The organism is Bacillus sp. GW821-FHT01G09 (assembly GCF_059422205.1).
Window position 1 is genome coordinate 431,902 of the sequence record NZ_JBWKWL010000003.1, and the last position, 21,548, is coordinate 453,449.

Consider the following 21,548-nt stretch of genomic DNA (forward strand, 5'->3'; position numbering starts at 1 on the left):
TTTTTTGCATTATACATTCTGCATCTGAAAAAGCTCTTTCATGCCGATCGGCTTCTTTTCGGCAACCGAGCGCCACATTCCCTCACCAACCGCGATGGAGTAGGCTCCAGCTTCAGCCCCGGCTAAAATATCATAGCGGCGCAGCGGGTCTTTTCCTAAAAAAAGATCCTCAAGCAAAAGCGGATCACCTCCGCCATGCCCCCCTTCATTTTTGACCACTTGTATCGTCTGCTTTGATTCAAAAAGCGGATAGTAATCGATTGTCTGCTCAGGAAAAGCAAACGGAATTCTGGAAGGTTCGTGAAATTCATTTGATTCAATACGCCCTTTTGTGCCGTTGATCGTCAGCCGGTAGCCTTCATACGGGGCCGAAAAAATAATCGAGTAGCTTAACAGTGCGCCGCCATCATATTTGACTGCCGCCACGTACGTATCCTCGATGTCAATTTCCTCGTCAAAAATACACGCGTCAGGCCTGTATGCAGTATATAAGCTGGACTGGTCTCCTGCTTCGAGATGATCATCCTTTATAGAAGCTTTAGAGGAACGGGGATGCCACCTTGAATAGTAGTGGCATTTTTCTTTGACCCGGCACGTTTCGCAAAAACGCCCGTCTTCTTCCGGCAAGGGGTTCCACTCACTGTCCGGCCCATAGTAATTCAAGGCGCCATAAGCAAATACCTCTTCCGGATTTTGCCCGAGCCACCAATTGACGAGATCAAAGTGATGTGTTGATTTATGGACAGAAAGGCCCCCGGAAAACTGTCTCGACCTGTTCCAGCGTTTAAAATAGCTGGCGCCATGATACGTATCAATATACCAATTTAAATCAACGGAGGTGACCCTGCCTATTTTTCCGTCCAGAATCATTTCTTTTATTTTCCGATGAAACGGGCTGTAGCGATAGTTAAACGCGACGGTGACTTTTCCTTCGCTTTTGGCCTCCGCTTCAAGCACCCGATTCGCATCCTGCACTGTTGTCACCATTGGTTTTTCAGTAATCACATCTGTATTCCACTGAAGACTTTTTACAATATATGTGACATGCGTATCGTCCCTGCCTGCCACAATGACGATATCAGGCTTTGACACGCGCATCATCTCGTCAAAAGCATCTTCGCTAAACTCGGGCACGTGGGCCAGCTCGGGAAATTTCTTCTTGCAAACGGCAAAACGTTTCGGATCGGCATCCAGCAATCCCGTAATCTCATAATGAGTTGAAAACCGCTCCAACAGCGGTTTGATAAACATACTGAATGCTCTGCTGCTCAATCCGCAAAAGACGATGTTCTTCAATATCCTCACCTCTATCGGGCTTCAGTTAGTTGAGAAATCAGCTGCAGCGCTTCCTCTGTTTTTTCAGCATACACAGGGATAAACGCCGCCATATCGCGATTCAATTGAAAAGAATAGCCGTTCAGCTGTTTTTTCCCTTTTTCGATCTGAACGGCATAGATCGTTTTTTCTCCTGTTTTTTTATTAACAGTTGTATAAGGAGATGTTTTTTCAGGAGGCAATCCGTTTAACGGCTGAAAATTTTCCGGATCATCGTAAGCTTGAAACATGTCTTCAGGCACGATAAAAACATCCCCCTCATGGGCGGTAATTTCAGTCAGCAGTTTTTCCTGAAAAGCTGGAAAGATATCGACCTTCCCGGCATTCTGCTCGGCGGCCTTTTTTATTTTTTCCTGTACGCCAGCCTGCATATCAGAAAAGAGAATGACATGCATTCCGTCCGGCCTGCTTGAGCATGATGCCAAAAAGAGCACTGAGACGATCACACACAAAGCCGTCCGTATCCTTTTTGTCATTTCCCCGCTGACCTAAAAAGAGGCTCCAGCTCTGTCATAGCTAAAATAAACGCACCAGCCCCGTGCAGATCGTTTGTGCTTCTTTCGCGGCTGACATAATAGTCATAAAAACCGGCTGACGTTCCGACACATATGTCTTTGACGAGAAACGCGCCGTCTTCTGATGTTTCGGTTTTATGCTGAATCAAGCCTTGATACGCTTTAAGTAGTGTTGTTTCGAAAGCTCTGTCTAGATAGCCTTCATTGATTCCTTTTGCGATTGCGTACATGTACAGACAGGATCCTGAGCTTTCCAGCCAGTTATCAGACCTGTCTCCCTTATCAACAATCTGATACCATAGCCCCGTCTCTTTGTCTTGATAGCGGCAGATGCTTTCCATCATGTCCTGCAGCGTGTTTTTCCACACATGACGGTTTGGATGCTTCTTCGGCAGCTCTTCAATCATGTCAGCAAGAGACATGACGTACCAGCCGATGGAACGTGCCCAAAATTCCGGTGAACAGCCTGTCTCTTCATTGGCCCAAGGCATTTTTTTCGCTTCATCCCAGGCGTGATAAAAGAGTCCGGTTTTTGCATCCTTCGTATGCTTTCTCATCAATGACTCCTGCAGCACAACCTGATCAAACAGCTCCGGCTCCTGCTTCAGATTGGCATATTTCAGTGCGAACGGCCCCCCCATGTATAAGCCATCAAGCCACATTTGGTAAGGATAACCGTCTTTGTGCCAAAAACCGCCCTCAGACGTCCGGTTCAGTGTTCCATATAAGCCGCGCAGCCTTTTTGCCGCTTTGACATACCGTTCATCCTTCGTCTGCTCGTATAATGGAAAAAGAATGAGACCCGCTTGAATGGCATCCAGTTCATCTCTTTTAAATAATAGATTGCCATAATCATCGATTAAGAGATCTGCATAAGCCTTCGCATACTCAAAATACCGCTTTTCCCCGGTTGCTTCCCACAGCCGCAATACACCGCATAAGAAAACACCCTGATGGTAGTGCCAGCGGTTTGCAGGAGGCAGCTCCTCGACTGTGTACGTATTCATAATGGTTTTTGCCAATGCCTCCGCGTACGTAAGAGGCGATTTTACAGCGATTGATTGATCCATTGATCCCATCCCTTTCTTAATAAATTCCTTCCTCGCCAAATTTCTTCGCTAAACGATTCGCTAGCATGACCAAAATCAGCCCGACCGCCGCTTTAAATACGCCGACTGCTGTACTGTAGCTGAATTGGCCCTGTTTCAGCCCTGCAGTATAAACATACGTATCAAAAATTTCCGCCACTTCCCTGTTAGTCGCATTTAACAGCAAATACACATGCTCGAAGCCAAGCTCCAGCGTGTCTCCGATTTTCAAAATCAGCAAAACGACGATAACGCTTTTAATGGCGGGCAGCGTAATATGCCACATTTGCCGCAGCCGTCCCGCTCCGTCCATTTTCGCCGCTTCATACAGCTGGGGGTCAACCGCTGTAATGGCCGCCAGATAAATGATCGTCGACCAGCCTGCTTCCCTCCAGATAACCTGCAGAATATACAGGGGCCGGAACCATTCTTCGTTCAGCAGAAAATTGATTTTTTCACCGCCAAAAAACACAATCAGTTCATTAATCAAGCCTCCGTCTACCGTTAAAAGCACAAACGAAAGCGATACAACAATGACCCAAGACATAAAATGCGGGATATAAATCAGCGTCTGAACAAATTTTTTAAAGAGAGCAATCCGCACTTCGTTCAATAGAAGCGCCAGCAGTATCGGCACCGGGAAAAATATGGCCAGGTTCAAAGCAAATAACACGAGCGTGTTTTTTAACAAGAGAAAAAATGTAGGCTCAGTAAACAGCCTGATAAAATGCTTCAGCCCCACCCACTCACTGCCCAAAATGCCGAGGAACGGCTGATAATCCTGAAACGCAATCACAATTCCCCACATCGGGACATACTTAAAAAGCAAAAAATAAATACACCCCGGCAAAATCATCAAGTACAAATATTTTTGTTGAATCAGCTTGATTAGTAAGCGCTTTCTTTTTTCTTTTTTAAAAATGACTGTATCAACAGCCGGCGCTTGCGCTTCTGCTGTTTTCATTTTTTCCTAGCCTCCTTTCACGGGTTCTTGCATTCACTGTAGCGCAGTAGGCAAAAGTCCGTCTACAATCATATGATCACATCCTGTTTTATCCCTTTATAATCAAGGGTTCAGCCGGTCCACCTGAAAAAAAGACACCGATATTAGAAAATGATTATTGACAATATCTATCAATCTTTGGATTAATTGTATTAAGGTGAAGTGGATGTTATGAAATGGGGGGTTTTATGAAAAGAAGCCAATACAAGTTTTACTACAAACTGATCACGTTTTTCTGCCTGCTCAGCACCATTCCGGTTATTTTGGTCGGATTGTTTTCGTACGAGCACTCTCAGAAAACGGCTATATCCAACGTTTCAGAGGAAAAATTCGACACACTCCAGCAGACCCAGCAAAGCATCGAGCATATATTGAAAACCGTCGATCACTCTTTAACCCACTATGTGAGTTCGCCGCCTCTCCTTCGCACATTGTCCGAGCCTTTGCACTCAGACCAATTTCAAATCTATAACCAAGTGAACCAAGAGCTCAATTATCTGCAAAGCTTTGATACCGATCTGTCCAACATGACGTTAGTCAGTTATACGAAAAAATGGTACATGAACAATTCTGGTTTGTACCGTTTGAATACAGATACTCTTCATGAAGCAGCCTCAGCATACACGAAACACAAAGCGAGCCGTTCATATTGGACGCTTGAGGAAAACAATCATTTGATTTCAACCAAAGAAGGCACATCAGAAAACTGCCGCTACAATATCAATTTAATTAAGCAGCTTCCTTTGAACAGCACAAATACAAAGGGATTGGCCGCCGCAAGCATCCCGAGCTGCTCGCTTGTCAAAAATATGCCTGGCTATTCAAACGCCAACAACCTGTTTATCATCGATGAAAAAGGCCGCATCATCCTTCATAACAATATGTCTGACGTTGGTGAAACTCTTCATAACGACGGCTTTGTCCAAAAAGTGCTGGCGCAAACCGCCAATAGCGGACAGTTTGAAACAGTTATTGACCGGATTCATTATAAAGTCACCTATCAAAAATCTGACTATAATACATGGACTTATTTTTCTCTCGTTTCCCTGCCTGAGCTAAAAAAAGAAGCCAAATCAATCGGCTGGATCACTTTTGCAGTATGCCTTATTTTGTTAACGCTTTCATTATTGTTCTCTTGGCTGGGCTCCCGCCATTTTTACAAGCCGATCAGGGTGCTTTACGAATCATTCGCAAGACATGGAGCCATACAAGAGAAACAACAGCCTCCTCAAAATGAATTTGAGTTAATTGAACAGAGCTTTAAGCAGCTGAAGGACCGAAATGACGACCTTGAGGAAACGATGAAGCAGCAGGCCACTCATCTGCAGCAATATTTTATGGTCAGGCTTATGCTTGGAAAACTGACGGATGAGGAGGTCGATAACCGCTTTGAAAGCCTCGGCTTAAAGCAAAATTGGCGGCACCTTGCCTTGCTTGTGCTCCAAATTGACACACTGAATCATACGCCTTATGAGAAAAAAGATATGGATCTGCTTTTGTTTGCCGTCAATAGCCTGATTGAGCGCAGCATCCCGACGGACAAACATCTTGCCCCCGCCGTAGTTGACAAACAGCAGGCGACGATTTTGATCAATCAAAGCGGGACAAAGGAAGAATTCATGGCTGAGCTGAATGAGACTGCAAGGATGATTCAGGAAAAAGCGGAAGCTGAGCTGCAGCTGTCTGTCAGCATCGGCATCAGCCAGCCGTTTGATGTGCTGACAAAAGCGAAAACAGCCTATGCGGAAGGCTCAGAAGCGTTGAAATACCGGCTTAAAGCGGAAAACAAGTCGATCATCTTTTACGAAGACCTTGACCAGAAAAAAACCTTCAAAACCCATTTTCCAAAGCAGCTTCAGCATGAGCTGTTCGATGCCGTTAAAGCAGGAGACAAGGAGAAAGCGGATAAATGCCTGCACGCGATTTTGCAAGCCATCTTCACCCAGAACACCAACCCGTATCAATTTCAAATCGCCATCGCCCGTTTTTTGAACCATGTGATTGAGCTGATGCATGTGCTCGGGATCGAATTGTTTGAGCTTGAAGAAAACAAAATGCTGTATGACCAAATTTTTGAGCTGAAAACGTTCGAGGATACCGAAAACTGGCTAAAGAATGAGTTTATTGATCCGATGACAGACAAAGTGAACGCCCGCGCGGATGCCCAGTACAAAAATATTTCCGACAACATCATTCATATCATCCATCATGAGTTTGAATCCGAATTGACACTGGACGAAATCGCGCGCAGGCTGCATTACAACCCAAATTATTTAAGCAGCATTTTCAAAAAAGAAATGGGTATTTCATTCAGCGAGTATGTCTCAAGCTACCGACACCATATGGCGAAAAGCTGGCTTGCCGAAACCGACATGGCGGTCAAGGACATTGCCGAAAAGCTGAAATATAAAAACCCGCAAAATTTCATCAGATCATTTAAAAAGCTGGAAGGGATTACACCGGGAAACTACCGCCAGCAAAAAAGAAGCATGTAAAAAACCCAAAACCGCTTGCGCGTTTTGGGTTTTTCCAATGTTATTTTGCTTGTTTAAACGCTTCTTCGTATTCCTGAATAATTTGTTTTCCTCCGCTTGACTCCCATTTTTCCACTTCTTTATCGAACTGGCTTTCTGTGATGTCTCCAATCATATATTTGTAGGTCGCGTCATCAATGATTTTCTTCAGTTCATCACCCCGTTCCGACTCCGATGCGGAATACAGGCTTTCAGCCGGGTTTGAGACGATAATCTTTTCATTGTCCTCGGTCAGCTCCTCGTACGCCGTCCGAAGCGGATCTCCAGTGTTTTTTAAGTAGGCTTTATCAATGGCAATTAAAGCGGACAGCGGCTGAATATCAGTCTGCCAGTCTTTCACCTGGCTTTCTTTGCGTGTAAACGTTTTGTCCTCACCTTTGTTGTAATGAACGCCGTCAATGCCATAAGTCATCAGGCTATAGACATCTTCTTCGGCAATTCGGTCAAAAAACACCAAGATCCGTTTAAGCTCAGCTTCCGTTTTCACACTCGTTTTCGGGAAAGCAAACACGCCGTTATGGCCTCCTGATGCCCATACCCGCTCTTTCCCATCTGGGCCTTTTATGCGGTTGATGATCTCGAGCTTCATCGATTTATCAGAGGCATGGTCGCGCAGATTGACCGCATCTACCATATTGCCAATATAAATTCCGGCTTTTCCTTGAGAAAAAAGCTCCTGCTGCTGGGTTTTGCTTGTGACGGGAAAATCCTTATTCATATACCCGTTATCACGCAGCTTTTTCATATAGTTCATCGTGTCTTTGTATTCCTGTGTCATGAAATCAGGCGTGAATTTGCCGCCCGATTCCTTCCAATCTGTCGGCATGCCTTCATACGAGCCAATCGTTTTAAACGCGCCGTAAATCAAGTCATTACGGTCTGCCAGCCCGATCGTATCATCTTTCCCATCCTTGTCCGGGTCGTCCTCCGTAAATGCTTTGGCCACTTCATAAAGCTCATCCAACGTTTTCGGGGTTTTCAAATTTAAATTGTCCAGCCAGTCCTTCCGAATGACGATCCCCTGTCTGGAAAGCGGGCGCTCTCTGTATATCCCGTAAAGCTTGCCGTCAATTGTCACATTTTTATTAATGAGTTTGTTCATTTTGTTTAAGTTGGGATAATCCTTGATATAATCACCAATTTCCCAAAACATTCCTGACCGGAAGGCATTCATGACTGACGAATTTTTAATATCCTGGATGGTCACGATTTGCGGAAGATTCCCGGCTGCAAGCGCTGCATTCAGCCTGTCTTCTTTCACCGCGTCTGGAACCCAGGTGATGTCGAGTTCTGTATTTGTCAGCTTTTCAATTTCTTTAATCGCCCTGTCTTTCGGCGGCTGCTGGTGATACAAAATCGCCATCCAAGATAGCTTTACCTTTGAATCCGGGCCAGCTTTGCCTTCAGCCGAAGACTGATCAGCCCCTTTACAGCCCGCCAGCACTCCGCCGAGTGCCAGTACAAGCACAATCAAAAGCACCCTCCATTTGTTTCCCATCGTACCCCTCCGTTTCATATTTCTTTATCCTTTGACAGATCCCAGCAAAGCTCCTTTTGCAAAATGCTTTTGTATAAACGGATAGACAAGCAGAACCGGGATGGTCGCCACCACTATGACCGCCATTTTAATGGTTTGCTCAGGCGGCGGGCTGCCCGACCCCATTTCAGACATATCCCCCTGCATACCGCTTGATACAATGACGATTTGGCGCAGAAGCACCTGAATCGGCCATTTTGCTGAATCATTTAAGTACAAGATCGCTGTCATATACGTGTTCCAATACGTGACCGCATAAAATAGTGAAATCGTTGCGATCGCAGGAAGAGACAGCGGCAGCACAATTTTAAAGAATATGCCCAGATCATTGCACCCGTCAATTTTCGCGGACTCTTCCAAGCTTGACGGGATATTTTGAAAGAAGTTTTTCAGAATGATCAGGTTAAAGGCATTAATGGCAGTCGGCAAAATAAGCGCCCAGTAAGAATCGAGCAATCCAAGCGATTTGACCACAAGGAAAGTCGGAATCATGCCGCCGCTAAACAGCATCGTAAATACGACGAGAAACATGAGCGGCTGCCGGCCGATTAAATCACGGCGGGATAACCCGTAAGCCATCAGTGACGAAAGAAACATGCTGACCGCAGTGCCTATCACTGTCACAAACACAGAAACAAGCAAACTCTTATAAATAATATCTGTTGAAAAAATGTAGCGATAAGCATCTAGCGAAAAAGTGGTCGGTATTAAAATAAATTTTTTCGACACGACTTCTTCTACTGTGGCAAAGGATGCTGCGATAACATGAATGAACGGAAGTACGCATATTAAAGCGAACATCAGCAAGAAACCATAAATCAACATATCAAACAGACGGTTTTTCAGTGAATGTGCGATAGCTCCCACCTCTCTTTGTAAGCGTTATCATATTTTGGAAACCGAGCTCAGCATGTGACGATATCGTGTCTAAAATGTAGCAAATCTGTGATTGCCATGTCTATAATCATTTGAACAGTGTCCCCGGCCGGGCGGGGGCTGCCGCGAATTGAGACCGATAACAAATGAAAAAGAGCATAATCTTAGAAAATGATTATGCTCCGTTCTCCTCCTCGTTCAGAAGTTCAGCCGTATTGATTTGTGGCGAAAACCCAAGTTCATTCACGGCAGATTCAATGGACCATGGCCGGCCCGGATTATCAGAGACGGCGTAATAAGTGCCGTACCGGATATTGGTCTCAATAGCGGCTTTGAAAATCGACAGCAGATCGGGGTGAGAAAGCAGTGTCTTTTTCGTCCGTTCTTTTTCATGCAGCGTATCCATTTCATCTGTGACGACTGTTCCGATTCGCAGGTTGATTACTGATAGCTTATTTTCCAAATAAAACAAATGGCCGATCTGTTCAGAGGTCAGCTTTAATACACCGTACAAGTTTTTTGACAGCGGATAATCGCTTGTTGTGATTTCCCGTCCTAAGAGCGAGCGCCCGTCTTTTTCGTAGACATCTGTGACATGATTACTGCTGGCGAACACGAGCTTTTGAATGCCGAGCTCCGCTGCCGCACGGCACAGATAATAGCTTGCCCTATAGAAAACATCCGTCATTTTTTCAAACTCAGCGATGTCCATAATATCGTATTTGATTTTAACAGCGAGTAAATTCAAGATGACATCCGTATCTTTTGGAATCTTCTTCAACAGCTCCTCATAATTTGCCGCGTCAGCCTGAATGGAAGAGGCTTTGCCATCGAAATGATCTTTATCAAGCACTGTCACTTCATAGTCTGAAATAAGCCCTTCAGCAAGCAGTCTCCCAATCACACCATTTCCGCCGGCGATCAGCACTTTTTTCACTATGTTCACTCCCCTTTTTTATAGATTGCCCATTTTCGGCGGGGCTGACACTTTTTTGGCACTCACATTCTTAGGCTTATTCAAAAGTCACCGGCAGCTCCTCAAGCGCCCGAAATCCAAAAAGCGGCCGATACCGCCATTCAAAATCCGCGAGCTTAAGGCTGGGCATTCGCTGCAGAAGGGTGTTAATCGCAATTTGCGCTTCTAATCGTGCCAGCGAGGACCCTAAGCAAACATGATGGCCATGCCCGAATGAAAGATGCGGATTAGGACTTCTCGTAATATCGAAGACATCGGGGTTCGTGAATATGCTAGGGTCTCGATTAGCCGCTCCTAACAAAAGATAGACTTGCTCTCCTTGACGGATCGTCACCCCGCAGATGTCAATATCCTCTGACGCAACTCTGGCTGTCATTTGCGTGGGGCTTTCATAGCGTAAACATTCCTCGACTGCGGTATCAATAAGATCTGGATTTTCTCTCAGTTTCAAAAGCTGTTCTAGATGCTGCAGCAGACAAAGGACTGAATTGCTGATGAGATTGACCGTTGTCTCATGTCCGGCGATCGCCAGCAATATGCACGTAGATGCCGCTTCCTCTTCCGTCAGCTTATCCTTTTCTTTCCCCTTCAAGAGCATGCTGATCATATCCTGTTGAGGGTGGCGTTTTCGCTCTTGAATCAGCTCTCTGAAATATGCCATAGCCTGCACAGCCATATGATTGCCCTCTGTTAATGCCTTTCTTGACCGGGTAAAATCAATCGTTTGAATGAGACTCCCAGCCCACTCCTTTAATTGCTCCCTATCTTCCTCCGGTACACCTATAATGTTAGCTATGACAAAGCTTGCTAAAGGAAAAGCAAAGTCCGAAATGACCTCCATCTTTTTTTTACCTTGCACTTGATCAAGCAAATGATGGACAGTTTCAATGATATACGGCTGATAACTCTCTGTCGCTCTCGGCGTAAACGCTCCGCTGGCAAGCGTCCGCAATCGTCTATGATCAGGCTGGTTCTGAAACAACATCATTTGATTTTGCACATGTGAAAGGTCCTGATATTTGGTTGAGCTCTCAGGCAGCGGGGTGCGGACTTTGAATCTCGCATCTTTCAAAATAGCAGCCGTTTCTTCATATCCTGTGACATACCAGCCCGGATATTTTAAGAAACTCCCTTTATAGATAGGATGAACAGCTCGCAATGTGTCGTAAAAAGAATATGGGTTTTTCAAAAACTCAGAAGATGCAGTTGACGATGCAATTGTCACGTGATTTTCTCCTTTCTGTTCAAAAATAAAAGCAATCGACATCATACCGATTGCTTTTATTGATTCTTTCAGCTTTTCGCACTTAAACTGGCCTTCATTTCTTCGACTGATTCAACTTCAAAGCCTAAATCACTCAGCATTTTATGATCCTCCGTCTCCTCTTGCCCGGCAGTTGTTAAGTAATCTCCGACAAAAATGGAGTTTGCGGCGTAAAGCCCTAATGGCTGCAACGAGCGGAGATTGACCTCTCTTCCCCCGGAAATGCGAATTTCTTTTGATGGATTGATAAAACGGAACAGCGCCAGCACTTTTAAACAATACAGCGGGTTTAATTCGTTGACGCCTTCTAACGGCGTGCCATCAATTGCATGCAAAAAATTCACAGGAATGGAATCCGCGTCAAGAGCCTTCAAGCTTTTGGCGATGTCAATGACATCCTGTTTCGTCTCCTTCATCCCGATAATGGCGCCGGAACACGGAGAAAGCCCCGATTCTTTTGCGATTTCAACCGTACTGACTCTGTCATCGTATGTATGTGAAGTCGTGATGTTTGAATGGTTTCTCTGTGACGTATTCAAATTATGATTATAGCGGTCTACTCCGGCATCTTTGAGCCGCTTCGCCTGCTCTGGCTTCAACAGTCCAAGACATGCACAAATCTTCAGTCCATACGTCTCTTTAATTTCCTGAACCGCATCTACGACCTGATCCACTTCTCTGTTAGACGGCCCTCTGCCGCTTGCCACGATACAATATGTGCCGATATTCAGATCGTGCGCCCGCTTCGCGCCTTCAAGCAGCGTTTCCTTATTCACCATCCGATAAGACTCAATCGGCGCTTTCGAAATCGCAGACTGTGAACAATAGCCGCAGTTTTCCGGGCAGAGCCCGGATTTCGCATTCATAATCATATTGAGCTTTACTTTTTTTCCATAAAAGTGTTTTCTGATGTGAAAAGCTCCATGCATTAATAGCAAAATATCTTCATCAGGACAATGTAATATTGAAAGCGCCTCTTCGTCAGTCACTTCTGCTCCAGCCAGCACCCGGTTTGCGAGTTCCATCCATTGATTCATTCTCATACCCCCACTTGATTCATCAGTAATGATAGATTGATATGGTCTTTTACCATATGTAGAACCGTTTCTTTCGTAACATTGGCAAGCTTTGGCGTAACCCCTAAAATCGGCACACCGCATAAGCGCTCAATCATCTCAGGATTGGTTTTTTCATCTTCATCAGGAGAGTCACTGATTCCATTGATGATAATTCCGGCAATTGGAAGCCCCATGCTTTCTGCATATTTGACAGTTAAAAAGGTATGATTAATGGTTCCAAGGTGAGGACGTGCCACAATAATCATGGGAAGCTGCAACGCTTTTATGACATGACTGACCAAATAGTCCTCTCCCAATGGCACAGAAATACCGCCTGCACCTTCTACGATGAAGCATTCATGTTTTTCTCTAATCCGCCCCCAATGGCTTAAAACCTCTTCCATGGTGACAGTCTTTCCTTCAAGTTTCCCTGCAACGTATGGTGCAAGCGGCGCTTTGAAGGCAAAAGGCGTAATGTCTTCATGAGAAAGACTGGTCTGCGACATGTCTTTCAGCAGACTTGTATCACTATCTTGATGATGACGCGATATCCCGCTTAAAAATGGTTTATACACACCGACATCTCTATTATGTTCTTTCAATAAGGCAGCAAGACCGCTGGATATAACCGTTTTCCCCACTTCTGTATCAGTTCCCGTCACAAAAAAACCCCTCAAATGATATGCAGCTCCTTTCCGATTGAATGAAATGTTTTCAGCAAATCATCAATATCACCCATACTGTGGTCAGACGTGATTGTAATTCGAATACGGCTTTCACCCGGCGCAACGGTCGGCGGCCGAATGGCAGGAGCATAAATTCCCTTGCCCTGCAGTTTTTCAGCAAATATGACCGTTTTATGGGCATCGCCAATGACTACAGGAATAATCGGTGTGTGATCTCCTTTCACCACATACCCCATATTCATCAGACTGGTTCTGATCGTACTGATATAAGAAAATAAAAGCTGCCGTTTTTCCCTGCTGGCTTCAATGATGTTGAAAGCCTCATGAGCAGCCGCACAGCTAGCTGGCGGAATAGCGGTTTGAAAGATAAATGTTCTGGCATGGTTCAGCAAAAAGTCGATGAAGACCGCTGATCCTGCCGCAAAACCTCCTTCCGCGCCAACAGCTTTGCTTAAGGTGCCGATCACAATGTCGGGACAAACACCAAAGTATTCACTCGTTCCTCCTCCCGAATCGCCCAAAACTCCTGTTGCGTGGGCATCATCAACGACCACGAAGGCATGATAGCGTTTCGCAAGTGAGATGATCTGATCAAGAGGGGCGATTGTGCCATCCATGCTGAATACCCCGTCTGTTACGATAAAACGGCGCTGATAACGCTGTGTTTCATTCAGCTTGTTTTCAAGATCATTCATATCAATATGCCGATAAACAACTGTATCAGCCTTAGAAAGTCGGCAGCCGTCGATAATACTTGCATGATTGAGCTCGTCACTTAAAATGACATCTTCCTTTTCTGGCAAGGATGAAAGGACACCGACATTGGCCAAGTAACCGCTCGAAAACAGCAGGGCCGCTTCTGTCCGTTTAAAGCTGGTAATCTTCTTTTCTAACTTTTCATGCCAGACCGAATTGCCTGTCGTTAAACGTGAACCGCTGCTTCCTGTCCCAAATTGCTGCAATGCTGTTTGGGCTGCATCGATCAAACGTCTATCGCTTGCGAGCCCTAAATAATTGTTTGAGGACCAGACCGTTTGATTTTCGCCATCAATGTTCCTCTCTGGAACCGGCGCTCCATCCATTGACCGCAGGTTACGATGTACGCCGGCTTCTTTCATTCTGTCTAACCGCTTGTTCAACCAGGAATCAATCTTCAAGGCTCGTAACCTCGTGGATTGCTTGTTTCATAATGGCAACCATTTCCGTGAGCTCCTCAGCTGTGCTGGCAAGAGGAGGAAGAAATGCAATCACGTCCCCAAGCGGTCTTGTCAGCATTCCTAACTCTCTCATTTTTAAGGAAACTTTGTATCCAATCCGCCGATCAGCCGGGTAAGGTTCTTTGGTTTCCTTTGACCGGACAAGCTCTGCACCGCACATAAAGCCAAGCTGCCGAATATCCCCAACATGAGGAAGAGCGTGCAGATCTTGAAGAAGAAAATGGAGCTTTTTACTTTTTTCCGCTACTTGTTCCACAATGTTTTCAGATTCAAATAATGCCAGATTTTCAAGCGCAACCGCACAGCCAAGCTGATTGCCTGTATAGGAATGGCCATGGAAAAAGGTTTTTAGGTTTTCATAATCATCATAGAATGCCTTATAGATGTCTTCAGTGGCAAACGTAACGGCAATTGGCAAATAGCCTCCTGTAATGCCTTTACCGGCAGCCATCAGATCAGGCTGGACATTCTCGTGCTCGCACGCAAACATTTTTCCTGTACGGCCAAAGCCTGTAGCGACTTCATCAACGATCATTAAGACATCGTATGTTGTACATAGCTCGCGCACCCCTGCCAAATATCCTTCCGGCATCACGATCATACCGGACGCGCCTTGTACTATTGATTCAATGGAAAGCGCGGCAATTTCCTCGTGATGTTCCTTAAGCAGCTGTTCAAGCTCTCGGAGGCACTGATCACGGCACTCATCAGGATCACCGCTTTCAGAGCGATACACATAAGGAATCGGAGCCTTGTAACTCTCGAACATCAACGGGCCGTATACGTGGTGAAAAAGCTCAATTGAACCGACACTGACGGCGCCAATCGTATCACCGTGATACCCGTTTTTCATTGCGATGAATTTTTGTTTCTCGGGCTTCCCGATGTTCTTCCAATACTGAAACGCCATTTTTAGGGCTATTTCCATCGCTTCTGCGCCGCTGTCTGAATAAAAGACCCGCGTGAGCTTTTTTGGGCTGATATCGATTAATGTCTCGGCAAGCTGAGTTGCTGGAACATTGGTCATGCCCAATAACGTGGAGTGCGCAATTTTTCCGAGCTGTTTTTTTATGGCGTTATCTAGTTCTTTTTTGCGGTGTCCGTGGACATTAAGCCAAACTGATGAAAAACCGTCATAGTATTCCTTGCCATTTATGTCTTTGACTTTGATTCCAGTCCCGCTTTCAATGATTAAGGGGTTTTCATCATAATCTTTCATTTGGGTAAATGGCAGCCAGAGGTGCTTTTTACTTTTTTCTATCAAATCATGAGTCATGGTCTTCCTCCCACTCTATTAAAATAGGCTGCTTCTCCAGATCATGTATGTACGTGTTTACATCATTGGATCCATCAATAAAAAAGACTCGGCAGCCCTCTTCAGTCCCGTATTCTTTCATTGCTGTAATACGCTGATAGCCCATTTTCTTACCCGCAACATAGCCTGTTATGTAATCCTGATCGTCCGACCAGCATAATTCTGCAATGGCTGCCGGGTGCCGGCTTACCTTTGAAGCGAGCGCAAGGGCCTCTTTTATTCTTGAATGAGCTGGCACGTGACTGTGAAGCGCCCATTTTTCAAAATTAGCGTCCGGCCAATCCATTCTGGAGACCCGCACCCCTTTTTCTTTTGTTTGATCCATTCGCTTGCCTGTATGAATATCAAACAACACCGCACCCCTGACATCTGACCATTCAGGGATTTGTTCATATGCTTTTTCAATCACGTCTCGTGAAACGCCTTCTTTTTCCAATAACAATCGGGCAAGCTTTTGTCCTTCTTCCGGGCAGCTCACTTCATTCGTATACACAAGCAATGGCTGAATGGTTTTTATCGATTCATGTACCTCTTCAAATTGAATTTGCATAAAATCAGGTTTTCCTCTTGAATGGGATAACCCTTTTTCTAATAAAGCATTGACTGTATGCTTCATCTCATGGAAAGGAATAAGCCGTTCTCCGCCGGATATATGCTTTCCGCCGTCTTCATGAGATCCATTCATAGAAGCCCTCATTCTGACACTATAAAAAGTTTCTTCTTGCATCATTTCTCGCCCTTTCACTGATAACTGAAGAACGTGTAGTGCTTCTCACCTCAATTGTTAACCAATTATATTTAAAGGTTAACAATTAGAATATATTATTCTCTCCTGTTTCTGTCAATAGAAGAAAGCATCGATTTATGGCAGTTGGTTAAAAGGAAACAAAAAGACCGTTTTCACACAAAACGGTCTTTTTCGATTTCTTTTTACAGTCACAGCCACTTTTGCAAAAACCGGACAGCTTCATGCCTCATAACTGCTGTTTCGAAATGTCCCGAAGCAGAACGGACCACTCGGTAGCAATCAGCAGCTCCCTGTCCAGCATAGACAGCTGTCAATTCTTTTTCGATTTTGTCCACGCCCTCGGCCGGCGTTAACCGATCGTGTACACCAACAAGACTAAGGTGCGGGCGCGGCGCGATCAGGCTTTGGATCTCCGATGCGGAAAAATGCTTTGCAAGCGATGGGACGTAATAATAAAAGCCGTGCCTGTCAAGATTCTGTGTTTTGATCAGCACGTGATGATCCACCTGGCTGCACAAATCCACACACACCTTAATCCGGTCATCGAGCGCCGCTGTCCACCACGCCAGCAAACCTCCCATAGACATGCCGATGGTTCCGATCCTGTCAGGCTGAACATCAGAGCGTGACTGCATATAGTCTAACGCACTTAAACTGTCATAAATCATCATCCCCCACATCACTTTTCCGGTGAGAAGCATTTCTTTAAATATCTCGCTTTCCGCTTTTCCCCGCCGATCTCCAAATCCCCAATGATCAATCGCAAGAACGCCGTATCCGAGTGAAGTAAGCTCATCAGAAAAAGAAGGCGTTTTCAAATAATCCGCTCCCTCAATCAGCTCACTTTTTCCCCTATCATACTGGCCTCCATGCGAATGCTGAAACAATACGGCTGGGCACGGTCCTTCTGTTTTCTTCGGCTTCACAAAATAAGCGGGCGCCTTTTCATGTCCATTTAAATCGAGCAGGAGCGTTTCAACGATATTTTCTTCTCTTTCTTCAATACGTAATGTCTCAACACTGATTGGCCTCCGATCAGGCAAATCACCAAGCAATCGAAACAGTTGCTTTCTTCTTTCGGCTCTCATCCCATCACCCTTCCTTATTCGCTTACTTCACATTTACGAGACAGATTCTGGGTTCCCCTTTATTTTTCCAACATAAATCACATCATTTACTAAATATTTAGTAAATATAACGAAATATTCCGAAAACAATTATTGTAACCGCTTACTTTTATATGATAGTATCAATTTATCAAAAACAGATGAGTTAATATTTTACTAAATAGATAAGAGGGATACCCATGGTTCGTATTAAAGATATCGCCTTGAAAGCTAAAGTTTCCAGCGCAACTGTGTCCAGAATTTTAAATGAAGATGAGTCGCTTTCTGTTGCGGGCGAAACGAGACAAAGAGTCATCAACATCGCTGAAGAGCTTGGTTATCAAACCGTTGCCAAACGCCGAAAATCCCGCGGGCAAAAACAGCGGGCTCAGCCGCTGATCGGTGTGCTGAGCTGTCTGTCCCCTGATCAGGAAAGGCAGGACCCTTACTTTTCTTCCATTCGGAAAGGGATTGAAAAGGAATGCTTTGAACAGGAAATTTTCATTACAAATTCGATTCATCTCGGCTCCTTTCAGGAACATATCTTTCGGGAATTGGATGGTGTCATTGTCATCGGCCGTGTTCATGATGAAGCGGTTAAGCATATCAGCGGAAGGCTGGAGCATGCAGTATTTATCAATCATTCACCAGATCCGCAAGCATACGATTCGATTGGAATCGATTTTGAATCGGCTTCACGCCAGGCGATTGATCACCTTTTCGACTTAGGCTACAAACGGTTAGGCTACATTGGCGGACAAGAAAAAGAGCATACGCTGAAGGACGGCCAAAGCATTCGCAGAACGATTGAAGACAAACGCCTGACCGCTTTTTTGGAGTCAGCCACCCCCCAGCCTGAGCATGTGCTGATCGGAGAATACAGCATGCGTGAGGGCTATCGCCTGATGAAGAAAGCAATCGATCAAGGCCATCTGCCGGAAGCATTCTTTATTGCCAGCGATTCTATGGCGATCGGCGCATTAAAAGCGCTGCAGGAAGCCGGACTGCAAGTGCCGCGGGATACTGCAATCGTCAGCTTTAACGGCATTGAGGAAGCTGAATTTGCCAGCACGCCTTTAACAACGGTGAAGGTATACACAGAGGAAATGGGCCGGACAGGCGTAAAACTGCTGCTTGACCGTCTCAATGGCCGAACGCTTCCTCACCATGTCACCCTGCCTACAACATTAATCGTAAGACAAAGCTGCGGATGTACAGCAAAGGAGGTGACATAAGCAAAGATTCATCACGATGATAAGGAGGAAAAGATGAAACACACTTTTGTTTTATTTCTCTCTCTTATTCTGCTTGTTCTGCCCGGGTGTTCAGCAGAGAAAAGCTCAGCAGATACCGCAAAAAAGACGTTAACCATTTATTCTACAATGTCAACCGACAGTGAAAGAGATACGTTCAGAAAACTGGCAGCAACATTCGAAAAGGAACACAGTGACATTCATGTCAGCCTTCATTTCCCAGGCAATGACTATGAAAATATGATGCGTGTCAGAATGGCGGCCAATGATTTGCCAGATCTATTCGATACACATGGCTGGGGGAAAATCAGGTACGGAGAATATACAGCAGATCTCCGGGATATGGAATGGACTCAAGATCTTGATCCCAATTTAAACAGCATCCTCAAAAATAAAAGCGGAAAGGTGTATGCCTATCCGATCAATCAGGCAAAAGACGGTCTGGCGTATAACCGCAATATTTTAGACCGTTACGGCATTGCTCCGCCGGAAACCATGGATGACTTTATCAAAGCACTGAGAACGATTAAAGAAAAGAGCAAGGGAAGCATTGTTCCCTTCTGGTTTGCCGGCTATGACAAAAGCTCATTCGCCCAATATTACGACCAATTCGCTACACCTCTTCTCATCACAGACCCTGCCCAGAATGAAAAAAAACAGCTCACCAACGGCACTTTCAAATGGAATAAATTTACTTACTTATCGAAAATCCTCAAACAAATGCAGAAAGAAAAATTGATCAATATCGACGCCGTAACGGCAAAAAAATCACAGCTCATCGAATTAATGGCCCAAAACAAAATCGCCTTTACAATGCAAGGCGGCACACTCGGCCAAGACGTTGCCCAGATCAATCCGAACGTCAAGGTCGGCATTATCCCGACACCTGCCATCCATCCCGGTGATGACCCGATATGGATCGGCGGTGAACGCTACACGCTTGCAGCATGGAAAGATTCGCCTCAATTAAAAGAGGCAAAAGAATTTATCGCATTTATGGCCCGCCCGGCCAATGCCAAACAAATGGCTGAAGCCACATCGCTTCCTTCAGGGCTGACCAATGTGAAAGCTGATATTTTCTACGCAAACGATTATGAGCATTATCAAGATGTCAAAGTCGAGCCTTACTTCGACCGGTTATACTTGCCAAACGGAATGTGGGATGTCCTGGGCACGGTTGGGCAGGAGCTCGCGGCTGACATTTTGGGGCCTCAAGACATTTCGCAGAAACTGGGAAGAGAATATAAACGACTCCGGGAGCAATCGGAAACACAGGGAGCTGAAAACAATGAGTGAGATCGCAAGGGACGTTCATGTGAAACAGGTTAAGCCAAAAAAGCAGTCCTCACTTTGGTGGATGTACATTCCTGCTTTGCTCTCCGTTCTGGTCTTTATGATTTATCCGTTTGTGAAAGGCACATTGATTACCTTTACAAACTGGAACGGCTTTTCACAAGTCTACCAATGGGTTGGATTCGCGCAATATGAAAGGCTGTTTTCTGATCCTGATACTTGGCATATCTTAAAAAACACTCTGCTTTACGGGCTTGGCAGCACCTTTTTCCAAAATGTGGTCGGTCTTCTGTACGCTCTGCTCTTGAATCAAAGCATTAAAACGAAAGCGGTAACAAGAACAATTGTGTATTTGCCGGTGATGATCAGCCCGCTCATTATGGGCTACATTTGGTACTTTTTCTTCTCCTATGACGGAGGCGCGCTCAACGATTTGCTCGGGGTCTTCGGCATCAGCCCTATTAATGCGCTCGCCAGTCCCTCGCTCAATCCATGGATCATTGTCATGATTAACACCTATCAATATGTCGGGATCGCTATGGTTGTCTACTTAGCCGGTCTGCAAAGCATTCCGAAAGACTACTATGAAGCGGCGCAAATGGATGGCGCGAAACAAGGCCAGCAGTTTTTTACCATCACGCTGCCGCTGTTAATGCCCTCCATTACCATTAATATGGTCATCAACATTATCGGAGGCTTAAAGCTGTTTGACGTCATCATTGCACTCACCGCAGGCGGCCCCGGAAATGCGTCACAATCCATGTCCACGTTTATGTATGATTTGTATTTCAAACGGCAGGATGCCGGCTATGCCGCAACGCAAGGCATATTTATGGCATTTGTCATTTTGATCATCAGCTTTTGCGCGCTTGCGTACTTTAAAAGAAAGGAGACGGAAATGTCATGAGAGCCGCCCGTACAAAAAGCATGCGGATCATTACACTTCTTGCAGCCATTGTGGCCTGTGCGCATTTTATTCCTTTTTATATCCTGCTGACCACTTCATTGAAAGCAAAAGGAGACTACAGTTCGAAATGGATATTTCCAGCCGACATCTCCTTTCATAATTTTTCAGAGGCGTGGGAGCGCGCTTCGCTAGGAAACTCTTTTATAAACACCATGATCATCACAGGTTTTTCTGCCTTGTTATTAATTATATTCGGCTCACTTGCCGCCTACCCGCTTGCCCGGCGGGAAACGAAACTGAATAAAGCTGTTTTTGCCTTGTTGATTTCCATTATGATCATCCCTCCGTTAACGTCCATGGTTCCTTTGTACCGAATGGTCGTGGACGCCGGAATGGTCAATACACACGCAATCGCCATTTTCATCAATACAGCGGCTTACATGCCGTTAACCGTATTCTTATATTCAGGCTTTATCCGATCGACCATTCCAAAAGAGCTTGAAGAAGCCGCAAGAATTGACGGCGCAGGCATGCTGAAAATCTTTTTTACGATTGTGTTTCCTCTGCTGAAGCCGATCACTGCGACCATCTGTATTATTTCTTGTGTCTTTATTTGGAACGACTATCAATTTGCCATTTTCTTTTTACAAGATCAAAAGGTTCAGACATTAACAGTAGCCATGGCAGGTTTTTTCGGAGAAAACGCAAACAACCTTCATTTAGTTGCCGCAGCGGCACTTATGGCAATGCTGCCGATGGTTGTTCTGTTTTTGGCGCTGCAAAAATACTTTATTGCCGGCCTGTCTTCCGGAGCGGTAAAGGGTTAACATTAAAGGG

General features: G+C 45.2%; 19 protein-coding genes. 5 read left to right on the plus strand and 14 right to left on the minus strand.

Translation table 11 applies throughout. The annotated features are described in order from the left end of the window. Window positions 1–9: 9 nt before the first annotated feature. Genes AC07VD_RS12845 through rmgP form a run of 4 tightly spaced genes read right to left on the minus strand, consistent with a single transcriptional unit; the run spans window position 10 to window position 3,902 of the window. Complete coding sequence (locus AC07VD_RS12845; RefSeq protein ID WP_161619624.1) at window positions 10–1,296, minus strand: Gfo/Idh/MocA family protein; 1,287 nt, start codon at window positions 1,294–1,296, stop codon at window positions 10–12. Between the two features lie 11 nt (window positions 1,297–1,307). Continuing rightward, window positions 1,308–1,811, minus strand: a complete 504-nt coding sequence (gene rmgS / locus AC07VD_RS12850; protein ID WP_010886596.1) for a rhamnogalaturonan transport/degradation protein RmgS — start codon at window positions 1,809–1,811, stop codon at window positions 1,308–1,310. After that, window positions 1,808–2,929 (minus strand): unsaturated rhamnogalacturonyl hydrolase, encoded by a 1,122-nt coding sequence (gene rmgQ / locus AC07VD_RS12855; RefSeq protein ID WP_494721766.1) that lies wholly within the window; start codon window positions 2,927–2,929, stop codon window positions 1,808–1,810. Before rmgQ ends, rmgS begins: the two co-directional genes overlap by 4 nt. A gap of 7 nt (window positions 2,930–2,936) precedes the next feature. Further along, window positions 2,937–3,902 carry a polygalacturonan/rhamnogalacturonan ABC transporter permease gene (gene rmgP, locus AC07VD_RS12860; RefSeq protein ID WP_029946384.1) on the minus strand — a complete coding sequence of 322 codons (966 nt, stop codon included), beginning with the start codon at window positions 3,900–3,902 and terminating at the stop codon, window positions 2,937–2,939. 215 nt (window positions 3,903–4,117) lie between these two features. On the opposite strand from rmgP, the gene AC07VD_RS12865 reads away from it, so the two are divergent. Continuing rightward, window positions 4,118–6,436 (plus strand): helix-turn-helix domain-containing protein, encoded by a 2,319-nt coding sequence (locus tag AC07VD_RS12865; protein WP_494721765.1) that lies wholly within the window; start codon window positions 4,118–4,120, stop codon window positions 6,434–6,436. 40 nt (window positions 6,437–6,476) lie between these two features. Here the strand turns inward: AC07VD_RS12865 and AC07VD_RS12870 are convergent, their stop codons facing one another. The 10 genes from AC07VD_RS12870 to AC07VD_RS12915 all read right to left on the minus strand — a co-directional run bounded on the left by AC07VD_RS12870 (window position 6,477) and on the right by AC07VD_RS12915 (window position 17,240). Then, window positions 6,477–7,973, minus strand: coding sequence for an extracellular solute-binding protein (locus AC07VD_RS12870; protein WP_494721764.1), 1,497 nt, complete (start codon window positions 7,971–7,973; stop codon window positions 6,477–6,479). Between the two features lie 24 nt (window positions 7,974–7,997). Further along, complete coding sequence (locus tag AC07VD_RS12875; protein WP_010886597.1) at window positions 7,998–8,858, minus strand: carbohydrate ABC transporter permease; 861 nt, start codon at window positions 8,856–8,858, stop codon at window positions 7,998–8,000. A gap of 205 nt (window positions 8,859–9,063) precedes the next feature. Next, window positions 9,064–9,825 carry an NAD-dependent epimerase/dehydratase family protein gene (locus AC07VD_RS12880; protein WP_041351158.1) on the minus strand — a complete coding sequence of 254 codons (762 nt, stop codon included), beginning with the start codon at window positions 9,823–9,825 and terminating at the stop codon, window positions 9,064–9,066. 76 nt (window positions 9,826–9,901) lie between these two features. After that, entirely contained in the window at window positions 9,902–11,089 is a 1,188-nt protein-coding gene (gene bioI, locus AC07VD_RS12885; protein WP_494721763.1) for a biotin biosynthesis cytochrome P450, read from the minus strand. Between the two features lie 68 nt (window positions 11,090–11,157). Further along, window positions 11,158–12,165 (minus strand): biotin synthase BioB, encoded by a 1,008-nt coding sequence (bioB, locus tag AC07VD_RS12890; protein WP_494721762.1) that lies wholly within the window; start codon window positions 12,163–12,165, stop codon window positions 11,158–11,160. Window positions 12,166–12,167: 2 nt separating this feature from the next. Further along, the gene (bioD, locus tag AC07VD_RS12895; protein ID WP_494721761.1) at window positions 12,168–12,863 is read right to left on the minus strand and encodes a dethiobiotin synthase; all 696 of its coding nucleotides are present in this window, start codon (window positions 12,861–12,863) and stop codon (window positions 12,168–12,170) included. After that, entirely contained in the window at window positions 12,860–14,029 is a 1,170-nt protein-coding gene (gene bioF / locus AC07VD_RS12900; RefSeq protein ID WP_494721760.1) for an 8-amino-7-oxononanoate synthase, read from the minus strand. Before bioF ends, bioD begins: the two co-directional genes overlap by 4 nt. Beyond that, on the minus strand, window positions 14,019–15,365 hold the full coding sequence (gene bioA, locus AC07VD_RS12905; RefSeq protein WP_326045832.1) for an adenosylmethionine--8-amino-7-oxononanoate transaminase: 1,347 nt from the start codon (window positions 15,363–15,365) through the stop codon (window positions 14,019–14,021). Before bioA ends, bioF begins: the two co-directional genes overlap by 11 nt. Then, window positions 15,355–16,131 (minus strand): 6-carboxyhexanoate--CoA ligase, encoded by a 777-nt coding sequence (bioW, locus tag AC07VD_RS12910; protein ID WP_494721803.1) that lies wholly within the window; start codon window positions 16,129–16,131, stop codon window positions 15,355–15,357. The genes bioA and bioW overlap by 11 nt, the downstream gene beginning before the upstream one ends. Window positions 16,132–16,340: 209 nt before the next feature. Next, a complete protein-coding gene (locus AC07VD_RS12915) occupies window positions 16,341–17,240 on the minus strand; it encodes a dienelactone hydrolase family protein (protein WP_167408373.1) in 900 nt (299 codons plus the stop codon). A 218-nt stretch (window positions 17,241–17,458) separates the two neighbouring features. On the opposite strand from AC07VD_RS12915, the gene AC07VD_RS12920 reads away from it, so the two are divergent. The 4 genes from AC07VD_RS12920 to AC07VD_RS12935 are packed head-to-tail and all read left to right on the plus strand — an operon-like array spanning window position 17,459 to window position 21,538. Further along, on the plus strand, window positions 17,459–18,493 hold the full coding sequence (locus tag AC07VD_RS12920; RefSeq protein ID WP_038828885.1) for a LacI family DNA-binding transcriptional regulator: 1,035 nt from the start codon (window positions 17,459–17,461) through the stop codon (window positions 18,491–18,493). A 33-nt stretch (window positions 18,494–18,526) separates the two neighbouring features. Next, window positions 18,527–19,807, plus strand: a complete 1,281-nt coding sequence (locus AC07VD_RS12925) for an ABC transporter substrate-binding protein (RefSeq protein ID WP_494721759.1) — start codon at window positions 18,527–18,529, stop codon at window positions 19,805–19,807. Next, window positions 19,800–20,711 (plus strand): carbohydrate ABC transporter permease, encoded by a 912-nt coding sequence (locus tag AC07VD_RS12930; RefSeq protein ID WP_015251409.1) that lies wholly within the window; start codon window positions 19,800–19,802, stop codon window positions 20,709–20,711. Before AC07VD_RS12925 ends, AC07VD_RS12930 begins: the two co-directional genes overlap by 8 nt. Next, window positions 20,708–21,538, plus strand: coding sequence for a carbohydrate ABC transporter permease (locus AC07VD_RS12935; RefSeq protein WP_014480612.1), 831 nt, complete (start codon window positions 20,708–20,710; stop codon window positions 21,536–21,538). Before AC07VD_RS12930 ends, AC07VD_RS12935 begins: the two co-directional genes overlap by 4 nt. Window positions 21,539–21,548 lie beyond the last annotated feature (10 nt).

Coding starts and splice junctions, on each gene's coding strand:
- rmgS (WP_010886596.1), bottom strand. CDS start 1,811: ATGACAAAAAGGATACGGACGGCTTTGTGTGTGATCGTCTCAGTGCTC.
- rmgQ (WP_494721766.1), bottom strand. CDS start 2,929: ATGGGATCAATGGATCAATCAATCGCTGTAAAATCGCCTCTTACGTAC.
- rmgP (WP_029946384.1), bottom strand. CDS start 3,902: ATGAAAACAGCAGAAGCGCAAGCGCCGGCTGTTGATACAGTCATTTTT.
- AC07VD_RS12865 (WP_494721765.1), top strand. CDS start 4,118: ATGGGGGGTTTTATGAAAAGAAGCCAATACAAGTTTTACTACAAACTG.
- AC07VD_RS12870 (WP_494721764.1), bottom strand. CDS start 7,973: ATGGGAAACAAATGGAGGGTGCTTTTGATTGTGCTTGTACTGGCACTC.
- bioB (WP_494721762.1), bottom strand. CDS start 12,165: ATGAATCAATGGATGGAACTCGCAAACCGGGTGCTGGCTGGAGCAGAA.
- bioA (WP_326045832.1), bottom strand. CDS start 15,365: ATGACTCATGATTTGATAGAAAAAAGTAAAAAGCACCTCTGGCTGCCA.
- bioW (WP_494721803.1), bottom strand. CDS start 16,131: ATGCAAGAAGAAACTTTTTATAGTGTCAGAATGAGGGCTTCTATGAAT.
- AC07VD_RS12915 (WP_167408373.1), bottom strand. CDS start 17,240: ATGAGAGCCGAAAGAAGAAAGCAACTGTTTCGATTGCTTGGTGATTTG.
- AC07VD_RS12920 (WP_038828885.1), top strand. CDS start 17,459: ATGGTTCGTATTAAAGATATCGCCTTGAAAGCTAAAGTTTCCAGCGCA.
- AC07VD_RS12925 (WP_494721759.1), top strand. CDS start 18,527: ATGAAACACACTTTTGTTTTATTTCTCTCTCTTATTCTGCTTGTTCTG.
- AC07VD_RS12930 (WP_015251409.1), top strand. CDS start 19,800: ATGAGTGAGATCGCAAGGGACGTTCATGTGAAACAGGTTAAGCCAAAA.
- AC07VD_RS12935 (WP_014480612.1), top strand. CDS start 20,708: ATGAGAGCCGCCCGTACAAAAAGCATGCGGATCATTACACTTCTTGCA.